The following is a 16,499-nucleotide window of genomic DNA, read 5'->3' as shown; positions in this document are numbered from 1 at the left end:
GGGCAACTGCATGTCGCAGCGCCTGCGGGTTGTAGTCGAACGGAAACGGCACGTTCCCGTCGGCTCGATGTCGCGGGACCTGGCCGGCAGGCTGGGTACACGCGTGCGACGCCCTCATTGCAGCCGACTGTCGCTCGTTGCGGCTTGATGCGCGTCAAGCGCGCTGACGGCGCGATCGATCGTTGATCTGGCTCAGTGGATGGCGCGGCGCGATCGCAAAAAATGGGGCACCTGTTCCACGACATCCACCATGGCCTTTCGACTGATCGTCTGCCTGCTGCTGCTGTCGTGCGTGCGGCCGGTTGCGTCCGCCGACGTCGCGACGATCGCTTCTCCACCGCAGCGCGTGCTGATCCTGGTCTACCACCGGTTCGCCTCCGCGCGCGTGGATTCGATGACGGTGCGCGTCGACACGTTCCGCGACCAGCTGCACGCGATCGAGGCGAACGGCTACCGCATCGTGCCGCTCGCCGACGTCGTACGCTGGCATGACGGCCAGCGCGATGCCGTGCCGGCGCACGCGGTCGCGATCACGGTCGACGACGGTCACCGCTCCGTCTACGAGGTGCTGCGCCCGTTGCTGGCGGCGCATCCGGTGCCGGTCACGCTATTCATCTATCCGTCGGCCATCTCCAATGCCCGCTACGCGATGACGTGGGACCAACTTCGCACGCTCGGGCGCGCCGGCGGATTCGACATCGAGTCGCATACGGTCTGGCATCCGAATTTCCGGACCGAGCGCGCCCGGCTCGCGCCGGACGACTACAGGCGTTTCGTGTCGTTCCAGCTGAGCCGGTCGCGTGCACGGCTCGAGGCCGAAACCGGCCAACCGGTCAGGCTGCTGGCCTGGCCGTTCGGCATCCACGATGCGCAGACCGACGAGTTCGCCGCTCGCGAAGGCTATGTCGCGGCGTTCACGCTCGACGCACACCCCGTTCGCGTCACCGACCCGGCCATGGCGCTGCCGCGCTATCTGATGACGGACGCGTGCGACACACGATGCATGGACGGATTGCTGAGAGCCGCCGGAGGAAACCGTGATTGAGCGCCTGTTCGTCTGTCTGCTCGTGTCGCTCGCCGGTTTCGCCGTCCGGGCGGCGCCGGTCGCGATCACCGTCGTCGATGCCGCGAATGGGCGCCCGCTGGCCGGCGCGATCGGCCACGCCGCGGGCGTGAACCGCACCGCGGATCGCGATGGCGCGTTTTCACTGGAGCTCGATGCGAGCGGGACACGCGTCAGCGTGCGCGCGGCGGGCTACGCGCGAACGGAAGTCACGCTGACGCCGGCCGCGGTCGCGCACACGATCCGCATGACGCCGATGCGCCCGAAGGCGGTCTACCTGTCCGCTTACGGTGTGGCGGATCGCACGCTGCGCGATGCGGCGCTGGCCCTCCAGGACAAGACGGCGATCAATGCGCTCGTCATCGACGTGAAGGGCGACAGCGGCGTGACGCCTTATCGCAGCCAGGCGCGTGAGATTTCCGGCGCCGCGAACAATGTAGCCGGCGCGATCGTTCATCCGCCCGATCTGCCGGACCTGCTGCGGACCTTCCACGCACGCGGCCTTTACCTGATCGCGCGCATCGTCGTGTTCAAGGACGATCCGCTCTCTCGCGCTCATCCCGAGTGGGCTGTGCGCGACGCAGCCGGCGAGGTCTGGCAGGACCGCGAGCATCAGCGCTGGATCGACCCGACGTCGCGCGCGGCCTGGCAACACAATTACGATGTCGCCGAAGAGGCGGCCCGCATGGGTTTCGACGAAATCCAGTTCGACTACCTGCGGTTTCCCGACGCCAACGGCCTGCGGTTCGCCGAGCCGAATACCGAAGCCAACCGGGTCGCGGCGATCAGCGGATTCCTCACCGGCGCGCGCGCGCGGCTGCAGCCGTACAACCTCTACCTGTCGGCCGATATCTTCGGGTATGTCTGCTGGAACGCCGACGATACGGCAATCGGACAGCGGCTCGATGCGCTCGTGCCAGTGGTGGACTACGTGTCGCCGATGCTGTATCCGTCCGGCTTCACATGGGGCCTGCCAGGTTGCCGGAAACCGACCGAGCATCCGGGCGAGATCGTTGCGCGGTCGCTGGAAGAGGCGAAGCGCCGCACCGGGCTGGACGGTGTCCGGTTCAGGCCGTGGCTTCAGGCGTTTCGCGACTATGCATTCGATCGCCGGCTGTTCGATGCCGACGAGATTCGCGCGCAGGTCGACGCGGCCGATGCGGCAGGCACGGATGGCTGGATGCTGTGGAACCCGCGCAATCGCTACGATCCTGTCGCGGTCCCGCGCTGACCGGCAGGTCCGGATGAAGGTCGCGATCGACGAAGCGACGGCATGGCAGCCGATGCCAGGCCGACTACCGAACCGGGCGTTCGCGCCCGGCCGCCGCAGGATGCCACCGTGCGACCAGCACGCACGCGATCAGCGTGACCGCGACCGCCATGCCGTGCACGGGATTGCGCAGGCACGACGCGACCTGCTCGCTGCGCCCGACGCCGAACAGACACCACAGGCAGAAGTGTTCGCAGTTGTTCGTGAGCAGCCGGTAGCGGCATTCGCCCAGGCGCGATGCCGCGCGGCGTGCTGCTTCCATCCCGTCGTACGGCGTGCGCGCGTGGCGGATGACGGCGAATTCGAAACCGGCACGAAAGCCGTCGAGGGTCACGATCTCGACCGGGCCGCCGCTCAGATGGCGCGACCATCCGGCGTAGTGAATCACGTTGCCGTCGCCGACGTAGATCCCGTGATGCAGATAGCCGTGGCGACGGGTCACGAGGTGGGCACCGACAGACGGCTCGCCAGTCGGCATGGCATCGTCGGCGCGCGCTGCGGTCGATTGAATCATCGCCAACTCCTCGATCCGGCGGCGGGGCGGAAGAACCGGGCCCCGGCCGCGAAACACGTTGTGCCCTGTCACGTCTCCAGTATTGGCGGCGCCGCCGCGCGGGACAATCAGCGTGGCCTGAGCTTGCTGTCCGGCGTCGGGCCGCCGTGTCGGAAATTTCCGACGGGCCCTGCAATATCGGCTGACAGCCGTCACGGCTGATTGCGACGTCCGGATCCGGAACCCCTGGGTGTCCAGGCTTGCCGCGCCGCTCGGGAGGACGGGGCGCGATGGCTTTATCGCGATGCCTGCTCCGGCTGGGTGCGCTTCGACTGCCGCGCACTTGACATGCGTCAACGGGAGATTGTGGTTTCGCGCGACGCTGGCATCGTCCTCGATACGCATGCGCGATGTGCGTGGTCAATCAGGAGAGTGAAGATGGGCACCACAACCGTGAAGATGCTGCTGCTGGCAGCCTGCCTGCTGAATGTCGGCGCGAACGCGCTGGCCGACACGTCGACCGAAGCGGTCGTGCGCAACGGTGTCGCTTATATCACCGGCGGAATCGGCCAGGACGAGGTCACCGCGTTTCGCGACGTTGCGCGTCGATATAACCTGCGGCTCACGTTCGCATCGAAGTCCGGCCAGTATCTTTCCGATGTCGATGTCTCGCTGTCGTCGGGCAAGTCGACGATCCTCGACGTTCACACGAGCGGGCCGTTCCTGTTCGCGCGCGTGCCGCCGGGGAGATACACCGTGTCCGCGCACGATCGGGCCGTTCAGGAAGTTCGGCACGTCGTCGTCCCGGCGCGGGGGGGCGTCGATGTGCGCTTTTCGTGGCATGACCCTGACCGGCGCGGGACGATGCGTCTGTGTACGGGGTGTGCCGGCCCGCGGCCGCAACCGGATCGCTAGCCACGCTGTGATCGGCACGGACGAGTACGGAGGCGAATGCGAGGCTCGCCCGTCAGAACCGGGGCCGTAGTCGAGATGGACAAGCTCCGGATATGCAAGGCCGTCGCTCGCGCAAACGGCCGAGCACGGCACAACGACCGATGTGGCTGGCGGCATCCCGCACGCGTGGCACGGCGCTCGGTTATCCGTGCGTTAAGAATGCGGTAAGGAATTCTCCCGAAGATGAACGCATCGCTCAGGAGAACCACGATGTGCCTATCCGACTCGGTTCGCATGCTTTGCCGGGCATGGCTGGCGGCTGCCATATGCGCGGCTGCCATCGCCGACGCAAGTGCCGAAACACCGGCCCAATTGCTGGCCGGCTATACGGTGCAGTCAGGCGTCGGCGCCGTGCCGTCGCGCGGTCAGCAATTCTTCACGTCCCGACACGGGCGGGACTGGAGTTGCGCGACCTGTCATGGAAGTACGCCGACCGGTGCAGGCAGGCACGTCGTTACCGGTAAGGCCATCGAGCCGCTCGCGCCCGCTTTCAACCCGGCTCGATTCTCGGACGGCGCCAGGACCGAAAAGTGGTTTCGCAGAAACTGCAAGGACGTCGTCGGGCGTGAATGTTCAGCAATCGAAAAGGCCGACGTCCTGAGCTGGCTCATGAGCCTGAAACCCTGACGGCGAACGATCATGAACAACATCGACTGGACGACGTCGCCGCGCGGGATCGCTGCGCGGCGACATGCACGGGCAAGCGTGCTCACGCTGCTGCTGATGTCGCTGCTGCCTCGCGCGGCACTGGCGGAAGACGAAATGAGAAGCGCCACGATTCCGTTGCTGCCCAAGTACAAGCAGGAGTGCGCGACTTGCCACGTCGCCTATCCGCCCGGGGCGCTGCCCGCGGAATCCTGGCGCCGCATCCTGAACGGTCTCGACCGCCACTTCGGCACCGATGCCACGCTGGACCCGACAACGATCGCGCAACTGGAGACGTGGCTGACGGCACATGCGGCGACGGGCACCTCGGCGCGCCGTCCCCCGGGAGACAGGATTACCCGGTCGGCGTGGTTCGTCGCCACGCACGACGAGGTGCCTGCGTCCGTCTGGCGCAGCGCCGCGGTCAAGCGGCCGTCGAATTGCGCCGCATGTCATACGCAAGCAGACAAAGGAAACTTCGATGAACGATTCGTCCGCATTCCAGGCACACGGTGAACCGGCGTGCTCGCGTCCCGCACGGATACTCGTCTGGGACGCTCCGCTGCGCGTATTCCACTGGCTGATGGTCATCGCCTTTGCAGGCGCATGGCTGACCGCCGAGAGCGAGCGATGGCGGCTGATGCACGTCGCGTTCGGATACACGATGCTGGCGCTCGTCATGTTTCGTGTCGTGTGGGGTGTGGCCGGCACGCGCCATGCCCGGTTCTCGTCGTTCGTACGTTCGCCGGCGGCCGTTTTGCGCTACGTTCTAAGCCTTGTGAAAGGTCGGCCCGAACATCACGTCGGCCACAATCCGGCCGGCGCGGTCGCGATTGTCGCCATGCTGGCAATGACGGTCCTCGTCGGATTGACCGGTTGGGCAGCCTACAACGGAAACGGCGAATCGTTCGGCGATCTTCACGAGGGCGCGGCGAACGCGATGCTTGCGCTCGTCATGGTCCACGTCGCCGCCGTCCTCGTCAGCAGCGTCGTGCATCGTGAGAATCTGGCCGGCGCGATGGTGACCGGCTACAAGCGCGGCGCGCCGATCGACGGCATCCGGCGCGCGCGGTGGGGGATCGCTGTCGTGATGACGGCAGCCGTGATCGGCTGGTGGTGGACGCAATGGCAGGCGGCACCGCAGCCCGTTCAATCGGATCGGCCCGTCGCGACGGACACCGGCCGCCCCGCGCACGGGGCGGCCCGGGACGACGACTGACGGCCACGGGCGGAGGATTCGATCGTGCGCATCCTGCTCGTGGAAGACGACGTCCTGCTCGGCGACGGGATTCGCGCCGGATTGCGCCAGCAAGGGTTTCAGGTCGACTGGGTGCATGACGGCGACGCGGCCCAGCGCGAGCTGCGCGCGCATGTTCATGCCGCGGCGGTCCTCGATCTCGGATTGCCGCTCATGGACGGCATGGATGTCCTGCAGCGCATTCGCCGCGACGGGATAGCGTTGCCGATCCTGGTCCTGACCGCGCGCGATGCAGTGCCCGACCGCATCCGGGCACTCGACGTGGGCGCCGACGATTACGTGATCAAGCCCGTGGACCTGTACGAACTCGGTGCGCGCCTGCGGGCGCTGGTCCGGCGGTCTCATGGTCGCCCGACCGAGCGGCTCCACGCGCAGGACGTCGAGCTGGAACCCGCGTCTCGAACCGCGCGCCGCGCCGGCGTGGCTGCTGCGCTGTCCACGCGCGAGTTCGATCTGTTGCACATACTGATGCTGAATGCCGGCCGGGTGCTGTCACGCGAGCAGATCGAGCAGTACCTGTACAGCTGGGGGCAGGAGGTGGAGAGCAATGCCGTCGAGGTCCATATCCATCGCTTGCGCGCCAAGCTCGGCAGCGAGCTGATCCGGACGGTGCGCGGCGTGGGGTACGTGTTGATGCGGGACGATGCATGAAAGCCGTGCTCTCCGCGCGTTCGCTGCATGGCCGGCTGCTGACGCTCGTGCCGGCCGTGGTTCTCGCTGTCTGGCTATCGACGCTGATGCTGACCTGGCTCGATGCTCGGCGCGAGATCGACCGGCTGCTCGACGGCCACCTCGCGCAGGCGGCGGCACTGCTCGTCGCGCAACAGGTGCGCGGGCCGGATGACGACGACCATGCGATCGACGCGCCGATCCTTCACCCGTACGGGCCGCGCGTGGCCTTTCAGGTGTTTCATGAAGGCCGGCTTGGCCTGCATTCCGAAAACGCGCCGTCGACGCCGATGGTGGCGCCCGAGCTCACCGGGCCCGCTCGGTCTTCCGGATTCTGGACCGTCGTGATCGACGGGAATACGTGGCGGGTATTCGTCGTGCACGGCGTGCACGGCGATGTTCAGGTGTTCGTGGGCGAACGAGTCGACTCACGCAAGGCGATCCTGGGTGCCGTCATGCGCAGCGCATTCTGGCCGATGGCGGCTGCGTTGCCGTTGCTGGTGCTGGCCATCGGCTGGGCGGTTCGCCGCGGCACGGCGCCGCTGCGCGATTTCGGCCGAACGCTGGCGAAGCGGAACCCGCAGGCACTCGACACGATTCGGCCGGACCGGACGCCGCTCGAGATGCGGCCGATGCTGGATGCGCTGAATGCCCTGTTCGAGCGGATTCGTGCCGTGATGGATGCGGAGCGCCGATTCACATCCGACGCGGCTCACGAGTTGCGCACGCCGCTCGCGGCCGTCAAGGCGCAGGCGCAGGTCGCGATGGCGGAGCCCGATGACGTGCGACGACGGCATGCACTGCGGAGCGTGCTCGAAGGGTGCGATCGGGCCGCGCGCCTGGTGGATCAACTCCTGTTGCTGTCGCGTCTCGATGCGGGCGCGTTGGCGGACCGCGCACCGGTCGACGTATCGACCTTGGCGAAACGGGTGGTCGCGGAGGCTGCGCCGCGGTCGATCGGGAAACGGCAGAGGCTCGAACTCGATGCGCCGTCGCCGTGCATCGTCGGCGGCAACGCGCCATTGCTCGAGTCGATGGTGCGCAACCTGGTCGACAACGCGATTCGCTACAGCCCGCCGCTGGCGTGCATCGCCGTTTCGGTCGGCCAACGAGAACAGCGCACCGTGCTGCGGGTCGAAGACAGCGGCCCAGGCATCGGCGACGCCGATCTGCGAAGGCTGGGCGAACGGTTCTTTCGGCCGGCGGGAACCCGGCCGGGCGGAAGCGGCCTCGGCTGGTCGATCGTGCGGCGAATCGCAGCGGCACATGACGCTGACATCCAGGTGGATCGATCGTCCGCACTCGGCGGACTGCGCGTGATCGTGTCGTGGCCGGTTGCCGATGAAACGGCGGCGCCCGGCTAGTCGGTTATCGACGCCGACGAACAGACTGTGCGACGAGCTGCAACGGTCGGTCGGCCGGCGCAGGCGATCGCCAGGGCGCGCATGCGGGGTGTCACTCCGCGCGATGCGGAGGATGGCCGCGCCGGAACGTCAACCGGCGTTCGTTGAGCAGCGCGCGCCAATCGAGCTTCATCAACGCGAACACGACGCCGAGCAACGCCAGTTGCGTGACGACGAAGTATCCGCCGAGGTAACTGCCTTCGAGTCCGGATTCCACGTCCAGACTGGTCGACGCAAAGCGGCCGAGGTGTGCCCAGATCGCATAGGTCGTCGCGCGCCCGACGAAGAACGCCGCGGCGATGATCCTGAGCGGCAATCCGGAAAGGCCGTATGCGATGAACAGGTAGTTCGACGGAAGCGGGCTCAGCGCATAGAAGAAAAACGCACCGACGGTGAGCGTCCGATGCTTGCGCAGCCACTGCGTGGCGACGTCGATGTTCTCGCGATCCGCGTCGCGCATCCAGCGGGAGCGCACGAGCGACCTGGCGAAGGTCGCCAGGATGACGCGTCCGAGGGTCGCCGCGGCGGCCGCCACGACGGCAAAAACCAGCGGATTGCCGTCGGGCAGGTTGAACCCGACCCACGACATCGCCATCCACGTCGGCGGGGCGAACGCCGGCATGAGATTCAGTAGAAGAATCAGCACGAAGAGTACAGCCAGCGTCAGCACGATATCGATCCCAGGCGCTCCGGCGTCACGCTTCGATTGTGCTGACGAAAGGCGCCGGCCGCTTGACTCACGTCAAGCAACGCGCCATGCCGGCCGTTCGCGTGACGCGCTTCGCCGTGACGCAGGTCAACGGTCGAACCGCGGTGTTTCCTAGACTGATGCCACGCCGTCCGCAACCGGCCGTCCGCAACCGGCCGTCCGCAACCGCAACCGGAACCGAAGGCGGCGAACCCGCCATGCACGGCAATTGGAAAAATGGTCATGTCTCGTATCCGCTGGTCGATCGATCTCGCGTTGCTGGTTCTGGCGGCCGTTACGCTCGCGGCAGGCGGCATGTGCGTGGCCTTCGGTATGCCTTCGCTCGCGAGGGTCGTATGGCTGCTGGGAACGGTGCCGGTCTTGCTCGCGTTGACGGTCTCGCTTGCAAGGGCCGTGGTGAAACGGCAGGCCGGCATCGACGTGCTCGCATGGCTGGCAATCGGCCTGGCCATCGCGCTCGACGAGACGCTGACGGCTGCGGTCGTCGCATTGATGCTGGCGAGCGGCCGGACGCTGGAGCGGTATGCGCAAGACCGCGCGCAACGCGAGATGACCGCGCTGCTCGGTCGCGCCCCCCGGCAGGCGACCCGGTTCGAGAACGGCGAATGGCGTTCCGTTGCGCCGGACACCATCATTCCGGGTGACAGGCTGCTCGTGCGTAGCGGCGAATGCGCGCCGGTCGACGGCACGTTGACCGGCGACGCGGAGCTCGACGAATCGATGCTGACCGGCGAGTCGTCCACCCAGCGGCGACGTTCGGGGGAAAACGCCTGCAGCGGCGCGGTCAACGCAGGCGCACCGTTCGAAATGGTCGCCCGCACCACGGCGGGCGACAGCACGTTCGCAGGCATCGTCCGCATGGTCGAGCGCGCTCAACACGAGCGCGGTCCGTCCGTGCGTCTCGCGGATCGTTACGCCGCATTCTTCGTGCTCGCCGCGCTGCTCGTCGCCGGCATCGCGTGGCTGCTGACCGGCGACGTCGCTCGCGCGCTCGCCGTGCTCGTCGTCGCCACGCCTTGCCCGTTGATTCTCGCCGTGCCGGTCGCGATCGTGTCCGGCCTGTCGCGCTGTTCGAAACGCGGCATCCTCGTCAAAGGCGGGGGCGCGCTCGAACGTCTTGCGCAGGCAACGATCCTGTTCTTCGACAAGACCGGCACGCTGACGGGCGGGCGCGCACGCATCGTGGCGATCGAATGCGGCGCCGGTATCGGAACGGACGACGTGCTGCATTTCGCGGCATCGTTGGCCCAGGCGTCGGGCCACGTCATTTCCGACGCGCTGACGGTCGCGGCGCGAGAACGCGAAATCCACCTGTCGCCGCCGTCGGCTGTCATGGAAACGGCCGGCGAGGGCGTGACCGGCCGGGTCGACAACCGGACCGTCAGGATCGGCAAGTTCGGGTACGTCGGCGCCGGCTCGGCGGATGCCCCGTGGAGCGAAGCATTCCTGAAGCGGGTCGGCAACGAGGGCGGGGCCGCCGTGTTCGTCGGCGTCGATGGCGTCATGGTCGGCGCGATCCAGATGGCCGACCAGGTGCGGCTGGAAACGCCGCGGGCGTTACGGCTGCTCAAACGCGAAGGCGTCGAGCGCCTCGTCATGCTGACCGGCGACCGGCGCGACATTGCCCGGGCCGTCGGCGAACTGCTCGGGGTCACCGACGTGCGCGCCGAACAGACGCCGGCGGACAAGCTCGCCGCGATCCAGGCCGCACGCAAGGAGGGCGTGACGATCATGGTCGGCGACGGCGTGAACGACGCGCCGGCGCTGGCGGCGGCCGATGTCGGCATCGCGATGGGCGCGCGGGGCGCGGCCGCGTCGTCCGAAGCCGCCGACGTGGTGTTGCTGGTGGATCGGCTGGATCGACTCGTGGATGCGATGCGCATCGCCCGTCGATCGCGCCGGATCGCGCTCGAGAGCGTGGTGATCGGCATGTCGTTGTCGACCGTCGCGATGGCGATTGCGGCGGCGGGATTCCTGCCGCCGATTGCCGGTGCGGTCATTCAGGAAGTCGTCGACGTCGTCGTGATCGTCAATGCGCTGCGCGTGTTGCTTGTGCGCCCGCGGCCGCCGGAAACCCGGCTGGCCGATGTCGACGTCGAGCAACTCAAGCGCGAGCACGCGGCATTGTCGCCGTTGCTGGACCGGATCAGGGCGCTCGCGGGCCGCTTGCCGCAACTATCCGGAGCCGGCATCGCCAGCGAGCTTGTCGATGTCGTCGACGCGCTGGATCAACGGCTGCTGCCGCACGAGCGCGCCGACGACCTGGAGGTCTACGCGCGTCTTGCGCCGTTACTCGGCGGCGAGGATCCGCTCGCGGCAATGAGTGGCGCACACCGGGAGATCTTCACGTTGGTCCGGTCGCTCAGGCAGATGGTCGCGGACCTGCCGCGCGACGGAGCCGACGCCATGCAGGTTCAGGCGATACAACGCGTGCTGTACGGGCTGGAGGCGATCGTACGTCTGCATTGCGCGCAGGAGGAGGAACTGTTCCACGCCGTCGGCGCGGATGCGTGACGACGGCGTCGAAACGCGTCGCGCACGCGCTGCGCGACGAAAGCCGGATCATGCAGCAGCGGTCGATGTCGGCGCGGCCCCCTGTGCCGACGATGCCGCTTGCCCGCACTATGCGTGAACCGCGACCCGATACCGCGTGGTCTGCCGATACACGTCGCCCGGACGAACGATCACGTCGTCGCGCAGGCCGTCCATGTTGACCTGATCCGGAAAACCGCCCGCCTCGACGCACAGCGCCGCGTGTTGCACGCAGCGCGTGCCGCCGCTCACGCGCAGGCCGTCGAGATAGTTGCCCGTATAGAGCTGCAGCCCGCGCTGATCGGTCGACACGATGAGTTCGCGGCCGCTTTCCGGATCGTAGATCCGTGCGACGGGCCGGACCTCGCGCGCGCCGTTGCCGACGACGTAGCAGTGATCGAAGCCGCGCGCCCGCGCCAGTTGCGCATGCGGCCAGTCGAGGCGCGCGCCGAGCGGCGCGCTTTGCCGGAAATCGAACGCGGTGCCCGTCACGTCGGCCGTGCCGGTCGGGATCAGCGCGTCGTCCACTTCGAGGAACGCGTCGGCGTCGATGTGCAGCAGATGGCCGCGCACGTCGCTGCCCGCGCGCCCGTTCAGGTTGAAGTAGCTGTGGTTCGTCAGGTTCAGCGGCGTCGGCGCGTCGGTCCACCCCGAATAGTCGATCGTCAGCGTGCCGTCGTCGTCGAGCGTGTAGCGCACCTGCACGCTCACGTTGCCGGGGAATCCCGCATCGCCTTCCGGCGAATCGAGCCGCAGCGTCAGCCCGCCGCTATCGTCGAGCACGTCCCAGCGCGCGCGATGAAAGCCGTTCGCGCCGCCATGCAGCAGGTTGCCGTTCTCGTTGCGGTCGAGCAGATAGTCGACGCCGTCGAGCGTGAAGCGCGCGCCGGCGATCCGGTTCGCCCAGCGGCCGACCGTCGCGCCGAGATAGGCGCCGGAGTCGAGATACTCGGCCGGCGTGTCGTGCGCGAGCACGATATCGGCCAAGCGCCCCGTGCGGTCGGGCGCGAGCCACGACACGACGGTCGCGCCGAGGTCGCTGACGACGACCCGCATCCCGTGCGCGTTGCGCAGCGTATAGCGCCGCACGGGCTCGCCGTCGGGCAAGGCGCCCCACGGCTCGGCAAGCACGCGCGTCACGCCGGGTGTCAGAGGGGAGGAATCGGTATCGATGTGCATGAGTGGATGTCGAATGGGCGGCGCGCGTCAGTTCGTGGCGGCCGCGCGGTCCTGATATTCACGCGGCGTGCAGCCGAGTTCTCGCCGGAACACCGCGTACATGTATTGAAGCGACGTGAACCCGCACCGGATCGCGACTTCGGCGCTCGACGCCTGCCGGCTGGCGAGCAGCGCCTGCGCGGCCTCGAGTTTGTGACGCAGGATCTCCTGGTGCACGGTGCGCTGCAGTTCGCGCCGGAAGTGCTCCTCGAGCAGCGAGCGCGACACGCCGACATAGTCGGCGACCTGTTCGGTCTTGATGCCCTGGCACGCGTACTGGCGGATGAAATGCCGGGCGCGCATCACGTGCGGGCTCGCCAGCGGCTGGTGGCGCGTCGATTCGAGCACGTTGATGCCGACTGGCGGCACGAGAATGCGCTGCCCGGGAAAGCGCGCGCCACGCAGCATCCGGTGCAGCAGGTGCGCGGCGGTGCGGCCCATTTCCTCTGTGCCCTGGATCACCGACGACAGCGGAATGCGCGTCAGCGTGCGCGTGAGCGGATCGTTGTCGATGCCGATGATCGCGACCTGTTCCGGCACCGCGATGCCGGCGATCAGGCACGCCTGCAGCAGATGCCGCGCGCGCGCATCGGTCACGGCGATCACGCCGACCGGCTTCGGCAGCGCGTGCAGCCAGCCGATCAGTTGCTCGATCGCATGATTCCAGCCCGACGCGCTGGTCGACAGCCCGCGGTAGATCGGCGCGTCGAGCCCGTCCGCGCGCGCGAGCCGGTCGAACGCGAGCTCGCGCTGCTGCGCCCAGCGGTTTTCCTGCGCGACCGGCAGGCTGTACATCGCGAAATGCGCGAGGCCGGCCCCGATCAGGTGCGTATAGGCGAGCGACACGAGCTTCGGGTTGTCCGTCGCAATATATGGGACATCGTCCGGGTACTGCGCCGGGTCCTCGTACGACGATCCGATCGCGACGATCGGCAGCGGCGAGCCGGCGAGCGCGTCGGCGACGGCCGGGTCGTCGAAGTCCGCGATGATGCCGTCGCCGTCGAAACGCTCGATCCCGGTGAGCCGGCAGCGGAAATCGTCTTCGAGGAACAGGTCCCACACGACGCGCGTCGTGTGCAGGTACTGGCCGATGCCGCTGATGATTTCGCGGTCGTAGACCTTGTTCGCGTTGAACAGCAGCGCGATGCGGTGCGGTGTCTGGGCGGATGGGGCGCGTGTCATCTCGGTGTCGGGGCGCGCGCGTGGCGGGCGCGGTGCCGTTGTCTCCGGGGGCGCGCTCGCGGAGGCGGCGCGCGGTGTCTGGTGTACGGCGATTGTAGGACGGAACGCGCGCCGCACGCGTACGACTGGCAAGAAACATCAAGCGCGCTGCGCAATTTCGCAATTGCCGGCCGGCAGGCGCGGGGGCACGATCCAGCCAACCGAATTCGGCCGCGTGCGTCGCCGCGACGCGCGTTGCGCTGCAACAAGAACCTGCACGGAGACACCATGTCGTATTTCGAACATATTCCCGCGATTCGCTACGAAGGCCCGCAGTCGGACAATCCGCTCGCGTATCACCATTACGACCCCGAGAAGCGCGTACTCGGCAAGACGCTCGCCGAGCATCTGCGGATTGCGGTCTGCTACTGGCACACGTTCGTGTGGCCGGGTCACGACATCTTCGGGCAGCCCGCGTTCCAGCGGCCGTGGCAGCAGCCGGGCGATGCGCTCGAACGCGCGCGGCAGAAGGCGGATGCGGCATTCGAGTTCTTCACGAAGCTCGGCACGCCGTTCTATACGTTCCACGACACCGACGTCGCACCGGAAGGCGACAGCCTGCGCGAATACGCGGCCAATTTCGCGCGGATGGTCGACTATCTCGGCGAGCGCCAGCAGGCGAGCGGCGTGCGGCTGTTGTGGGGCACCGCGAACCTGTTCTCGCACCCGCGCTTCGCGGCCGGCGCCGCGACGAACCCGAACCCCGACGTGTTCGCCTGGGCCGCGACCCAGGTGTGCCATGCGCTCGACGCGACCCACCGGCTCGGCGGCGAAAACTACGTGCTGTGGGGCGGACGCGAAGGCTACGAGACGCTGCTCAATACCGACCTGAAGCGCGAGCGCGACCAGTTCGCCCGCTTCCTGTCGATGGTGGTCGAGCACAAGCACCGGATCGGCTTCAAGGGCGCGCTGCTGATCGAGCCGAAGCCGCAGGAGCCGACCAAGCACCAGTACGACTACGACGTCGCGACCGTGCACGGCTTCCTCGTGCAGTACGGGCTGCAGAACGAGATCCGCGTGAACATCGAGGCGAATCACGCGACGCTCGCGGGCCATTCGTTCCATCACGAGATCGCGAACGCGTTCGCGCTCGGCGTGTTCGGCAGCGTCGACGCGAATCGCGGCGATCCGCAGAACGGCTGGGATACCGACCAGTTCCCGAACAGCGTCGAGGAACTGACGCTCGCGTTCTACGAGATCCTGCGCCACGGCGGCTTCACGACCGGCGGGATGAACTTCGACGCGAAGGTGCGGCGCCAGAGCATCGATCCGGAAGACCTGTTCTACGGCCATGTCGGCGCGATCGACGTGCTCGCGCTCGCGCTCGAACGCGCGGCGGTGCTGGTCGAGAACGACCGGCTCGACGCGCTGCGCCGGCAGCGCTACGCGCAGTGGGACGATGTATTCGGTCGCAAGATCCTGTCGGGCGGCTATACGCTGGAATCGCTGGCGGCCGACGCGCTCGCGCGCGGTGTGGACCCGCGGCATGCGAGCGGTGCGCAGGAGCGGCTGGAGAACATCGTGAACCAGGCGATCTACGGGCTGCGCTGACGCCATGTACATCGGACTCGATCTCGGCACGTCGGGCGTGAAGGCGGTGCTGCTCGACCGCGACGGCGCGGTGCGCGCGAGCGCAAGCCGCCCGCTTGCGGTGAGCCGGCCGCAGCCGCGCTGGTCCGAGCAGGCGCCGCGTGACTGGTGGGAGGCCGCTTGCGGCGCGCTCGCCGCACTGGTGGTGGATGCGCGTTCGGCCGGCATCGATCCGCGCGACATCGACGCGCTCGGGTTGACCGGCCAGATGCACGGCGCGACGCTGCTCGATGCGCATGGCGACGTGCTGCGCCCCGCGATTTTGTGGAACGACGGCCGGGCCGACGCCGAGTGCGACGAACTCGAACGCCTCGCGCCGTCGCTGCGCACGGTGGCCGGCAACATCGCGATGCCGGGCTTCACCGCGCCCAAGCTGCTGTGGGTGCGGCGCCACGAGCCCGACGTGTTCGCGCGCATCGCCTACGTGCTGCTGCCGAAGGATTATCTGCGCTACCGGCTGACCGGCGCGTTCGCGACCGATCCGTCGGATGCCGCGGGCACGCTATGGCTCGACGTCGCGAAGCGCGATTACGACGACACGCTGCTCGCCGTCTGCGGGCTGTCGCGCACGCAGATGCCCGCCGTATTCGAGGGCAACCGCGTCACCGGCACGCTGCTGCCGGCCGTCGCACGGGCGCTGGGCCTGCGCGAGATCCCGGTGGTGGCCGGCGGCGGCGACAACGCGGCCGGCGCGGTCGGCGTCGGGATCGTGCGGCCCGGTGACGCGCTGCTGTCGCTCGGCACGTCGGGCGTGTATTTCGCGGTGTCGGACGGGTTTCGCGCGAATCCCGAATCGGCGGTGCACAGCTTCTGTCATGCGCTGCCCGATACGTGGCACCTGATGTCCGTGATGCTGAACGCGGCCGGCTGCGTCGACTTCACCGCGCAGCTGGCCGGTTACGACGGCGTCGCGGCGCTGCTCGACGATGCTGAGCAGAACGCACGCGCGAGCCGCCCGTGGTTCCTGCCGTACCTGAGCGGCGAGCGCACGCCGCACAACGACGTGAACGCGAAGGGCGTGTTCTATGGGCTCACGCCGGACACGCGGCGCGCGGATCTCGCGAACGCGACGCTCGAAGGCGTCGGCTTCGCGCTGCTCGACGGCATCGACGCGCTGCATGCGGCCGGGCTCGCCCCCGACAGCATCACCGTGATCGGCGGCGGCTCGCGCAGCGCGTACTGGACGCAGATGCTCGCCGACCTGAGCGGCCGCGCGCTGACGTTGCGCGAGGGCGGCGAAGTGGGGCCGGCGCTCGGCGCCGCGCGCCTTGCGCATCTCGCGCTCGAGCCCGATGCGCGGCTCGACGACGTGTGCCCGCAGCCGCCCGTCGTCGCGGTGCGCGAGCCCGATCCCGCGCGGCACGCGTGGTATCGCGATGTGCGGCGGCCGACGTTTCGCGCGCTGTATCGTGCGCTCGAACCGGTGTTTGCGACGGGCGCTTGACACGCACGTTGCAGTGAATCGATGCGGGCG

Annotated in this window: 16 protein-coding genes; 11 read left to right on the top strand and 5 right to left on the bottom strand. The window is 68.2% G+C overall.

The features are described 5' to 3' along the window. Window positions 1-250: 250 nt before the first annotated feature. A complete protein-coding gene (locus tag CFB49_RS33435; protein WP_089493517.1) occupies window positions 251-1,045 on the top strand; it encodes a polysaccharide deacetylase family protein in 795 nt (264 codons plus the stop codon). Then, window positions 1,038-2,294: a putative glycoside hydrolase gene (locus CFB49_RS33430; protein WP_069620021.1), complete on the top strand. Its 1,257-nt coding sequence runs from the start codon at window positions 1,038-1,040 to the stop codon at window positions 2,292-2,294. Before CFB49_RS33435 ends, CFB49_RS33430 begins: the two co-directional genes overlap by 8 nt. A 64-nt stretch (window positions 2,295-2,358) precedes the next feature. On the opposite strand, the gene CFB49_RS33425 is transcribed toward CFB49_RS33430, so the two are convergent. Next, window positions 2,359-2,847, bottom strand: a complete 489-nt coding sequence (locus CFB49_RS33425) for a lecithin retinol acyltransferase family protein (protein ID WP_069620022.1) — start codon at window positions 2,845-2,847, stop codon at window positions 2,359-2,361. Window positions 2,848-3,264: 417 nt separating this feature from the next. Between CFB49_RS33425 and CFB49_RS33420 the strand changes: the two genes are divergently transcribed. The 6 genes from CFB49_RS33420 to CFB49_RS33395 all read left to right on the top strand — a co-directional run bounded on the left by CFB49_RS33420 (window position 3,265) and on the right by CFB49_RS33395 (window position 7,716). Then, on the top strand, window positions 3,265-3,741 hold the full coding sequence (locus CFB49_RS33420; protein WP_089493516.1) for a hypothetical protein: 477 nt from the start codon (window positions 3,265-3,267) through the stop codon (window positions 3,739-3,741). Window positions 3,742-4,014: 273 nt separating this feature from the next. Continuing rightward, window positions 4,015-4,407 carry a DUF1924 domain-containing protein gene (locus CFB49_RS33415; protein ID WP_249190458.1) on the top strand — a complete coding sequence of 131 codons (393 nt, stop codon included), beginning with the start codon at window positions 4,015-4,017 and terminating at the stop codon, window positions 4,405-4,407. 12 nt (window positions 4,408-4,419) lie between these two features. Continuing rightward, on the top strand, window positions 4,420-4,941 hold the full coding sequence (locus CFB49_RS33410) for a diheme cytochrome c (protein WP_069620024.1): 522 nt from the start codon (window positions 4,420-4,422) through the stop codon (window positions 4,939-4,941). Further along, on the top strand, window positions 4,907-5,644 hold the full coding sequence (locus CFB49_RS33405; protein WP_089493515.1) for a cytochrome b/b6 domain-containing protein: 738 nt from the start codon (window positions 4,907-4,909) through the stop codon (window positions 5,642-5,644). The genes CFB49_RS33410 and CFB49_RS33405 overlap by 35 nt, the downstream gene beginning before the upstream one ends. A gap of 24 nt (window positions 5,645-5,668) precedes the next feature. Then, window positions 5,669-6,334 (top strand): response regulator, encoded by a 666-nt coding sequence (locus CFB49_RS33400; RefSeq protein ID WP_069620026.1) that lies wholly within the window; start codon window positions 5,669-5,671, stop codon window positions 6,332-6,334. After that, complete coding sequence (locus CFB49_RS33395) at window positions 6,331-7,716, top strand: ATP-binding protein (RefSeq protein ID WP_069620027.1); 1,386 nt, start codon at window positions 6,331-6,333, stop codon at window positions 7,714-7,716. The genes CFB49_RS33400 and CFB49_RS33395 overlap by 4 nt, the downstream gene beginning before the upstream one ends. Before the next feature lie 91 nt (window positions 7,717-7,807). On the opposite strand, the gene CFB49_RS33390 is transcribed toward CFB49_RS33395, so the two are convergent. Continuing rightward, window positions 7,808-8,425, bottom strand: coding sequence for a VTT domain-containing protein (locus CFB49_RS33390; protein WP_069620028.1), 618 nt, complete (start codon window positions 8,423-8,425; stop codon window positions 7,808-7,810). Continuing rightward, window positions 8,419-8,916: a hypothetical protein gene (locus CFB49_RS37020; RefSeq protein WP_249190469.1), complete on the bottom strand. Its 498-nt coding sequence runs from the start codon at window positions 8,914-8,916 to the stop codon at window positions 8,419-8,421. The genes CFB49_RS33390 and CFB49_RS37020 overlap by 7 nt, the downstream gene beginning before the upstream one ends. On the opposite strand from CFB49_RS37020, the gene CFB49_RS33385 reads away from it, so the two are divergent. Further along, a complete protein-coding gene (locus tag CFB49_RS33385) occupies window positions 8,816-10,978 on the top strand; it encodes a heavy metal translocating P-type ATPase (protein ID WP_256979945.1) in 2,163 nt (720 codons plus the stop codon). The two genes, CFB49_RS37020 and CFB49_RS33385, sit on opposite strands and share 101 nt — an antisense overlap. A gap of 108 nt (window positions 10,979-11,086) precedes the next feature. Here the strand turns inward: CFB49_RS33385 and CFB49_RS33380 are convergent, their stop codons facing one another. Both CFB49_RS33380 and CFB49_RS33375 read right to left on the bottom strand, forming a co-directional pair. Continuing rightward, the gene (locus CFB49_RS33380; protein ID WP_089493514.1) at window positions 11,087-12,175 is read right to left on the bottom strand and encodes an aldose epimerase family protein; all 1,089 of its coding nucleotides are present in this window, start codon (window positions 12,173-12,175) and stop codon (window positions 11,087-11,089) included. A gap of 27 nt (window positions 12,176-12,202) precedes the next feature. After that, on the bottom strand, window positions 12,203-13,396 hold the full coding sequence (locus tag CFB49_RS33375) for a XylR family transcriptional regulator (protein ID WP_089493513.1): 1,194 nt from the start codon (window positions 13,394-13,396) through the stop codon (window positions 12,203-12,205). A gap of 267 nt (window positions 13,397-13,663) precedes the next feature. On the opposite strand from CFB49_RS33375, the gene xylA reads away from it, so the two are divergent. Beyond that, window positions 13,664-14,986: a xylose isomerase gene (xylA, locus tag CFB49_RS33365; RefSeq protein WP_089493743.1), complete on the top strand. Its 1,323-nt coding sequence runs from the start codon at window positions 13,664-13,666 to the stop codon at window positions 14,984-14,986. 4 nt (window positions 14,987-14,990) lie between these two features. Continuing rightward, window positions 14,991-16,469, top strand: a complete 1,479-nt coding sequence (gene xylB / locus CFB49_RS33360) for a xylulokinase (RefSeq protein ID WP_089493512.1) — start codon at window positions 14,991-14,993, stop codon at window positions 16,467-16,469. The last annotated feature ends 30 nt before the right edge of the window (window positions 16,470-16,499 follow it).

The sequence above is a fragment of the Burkholderia sp. AU17457 genome, from assembly GCF_002223255.1.
Taxonomy (GTDB): Bacteria; Pseudomonadota; Gammaproteobacteria; order Burkholderiales; family Burkholderiaceae; genus Burkholderia; species Burkholderia sola.
This window is presented reverse-complemented; position numbering and strand designations above follow the sequence as displayed.

What these genes read in the sequence shown, in the direction of transcription:
- CFB49_RS33435 (WP_089493517.1), top strand. Translation starts at nt 251, where the DNA reads ATGGCCTTTCGACTGATCGTCTGCCTGCTGCTGCTGTCGTGCGTGCGG.
- CFB49_RS33425 (WP_069620022.1), bottom strand. Translation starts at nt 2,847, where the DNA reads ATGATTCAATCGACCGCAGCGCGCGCCGACGATGCCATGCCGACTGGC.
- CFB49_RS33420 (WP_089493516.1), top strand. Translation starts at nt 3,265, where the DNA reads ATGGGCACCACAACCGTGAAGATGCTGCTGCTGGCAGCCTGCCTGCTG.
- CFB49_RS33415 (WP_249190458.1), top strand. Translation starts at nt 4,015, where the DNA reads ATGCTTTGCCGGGCATGGCTGGCGGCTGCCATATGCGCGGCTGCCATC.
- CFB49_RS33410 (WP_069620024.1), top strand. Translation starts at nt 4,420, where the DNA reads ATGAACAACATCGACTGGACGACGTCGCCGCGCGGGATCGCTGCGCGG.
- CFB49_RS33405 (WP_089493515.1), top strand. Translation starts at nt 4,907, where the DNA reads ATGAACGATTCGTCCGCATTCCAGGCACACGGTGAACCGGCGTGCTCG.
- CFB49_RS33395 (WP_069620027.1), top strand. Translation starts at nt 6,331, where the DNA reads ATGAAAGCCGTGCTCTCCGCGCGTTCGCTGCATGGCCGGCTGCTGACG.
- CFB49_RS37020 (WP_249190469.1), bottom strand. Translation starts at nt 8,916, where the DNA reads ATGGCCAGGCCGATTGCCAGCCATGCGAGCACGTCGATGCCGGCCTGC.
- CFB49_RS33380 (WP_089493514.1), bottom strand. Translation starts at nt 12,175, where the DNA reads ATGCACATCGATACCGATTCCTCCCCTCTGACACCCGGCGTGACGCGC.
- CFB49_RS33375 (WP_089493513.1), bottom strand. Translation starts at nt 13,396, where the DNA reads ATGACACGCGCCCCATCCGCCCAGACACCGCACCGCATCGCGCTGCTG.
- xylA (WP_089493743.1), top strand. Translation starts at nt 13,664, where the DNA reads ATGTCGTATTTCGAACATATTCCCGCGATTCGCTACGAAGGCCCGCAG.
- xylB (WP_089493512.1), top strand. Translation starts at nt 14,991, where the DNA reads ATGTACATCGGACTCGATCTCGGCACGTCGGGCGTGAAGGCGGTGCTG.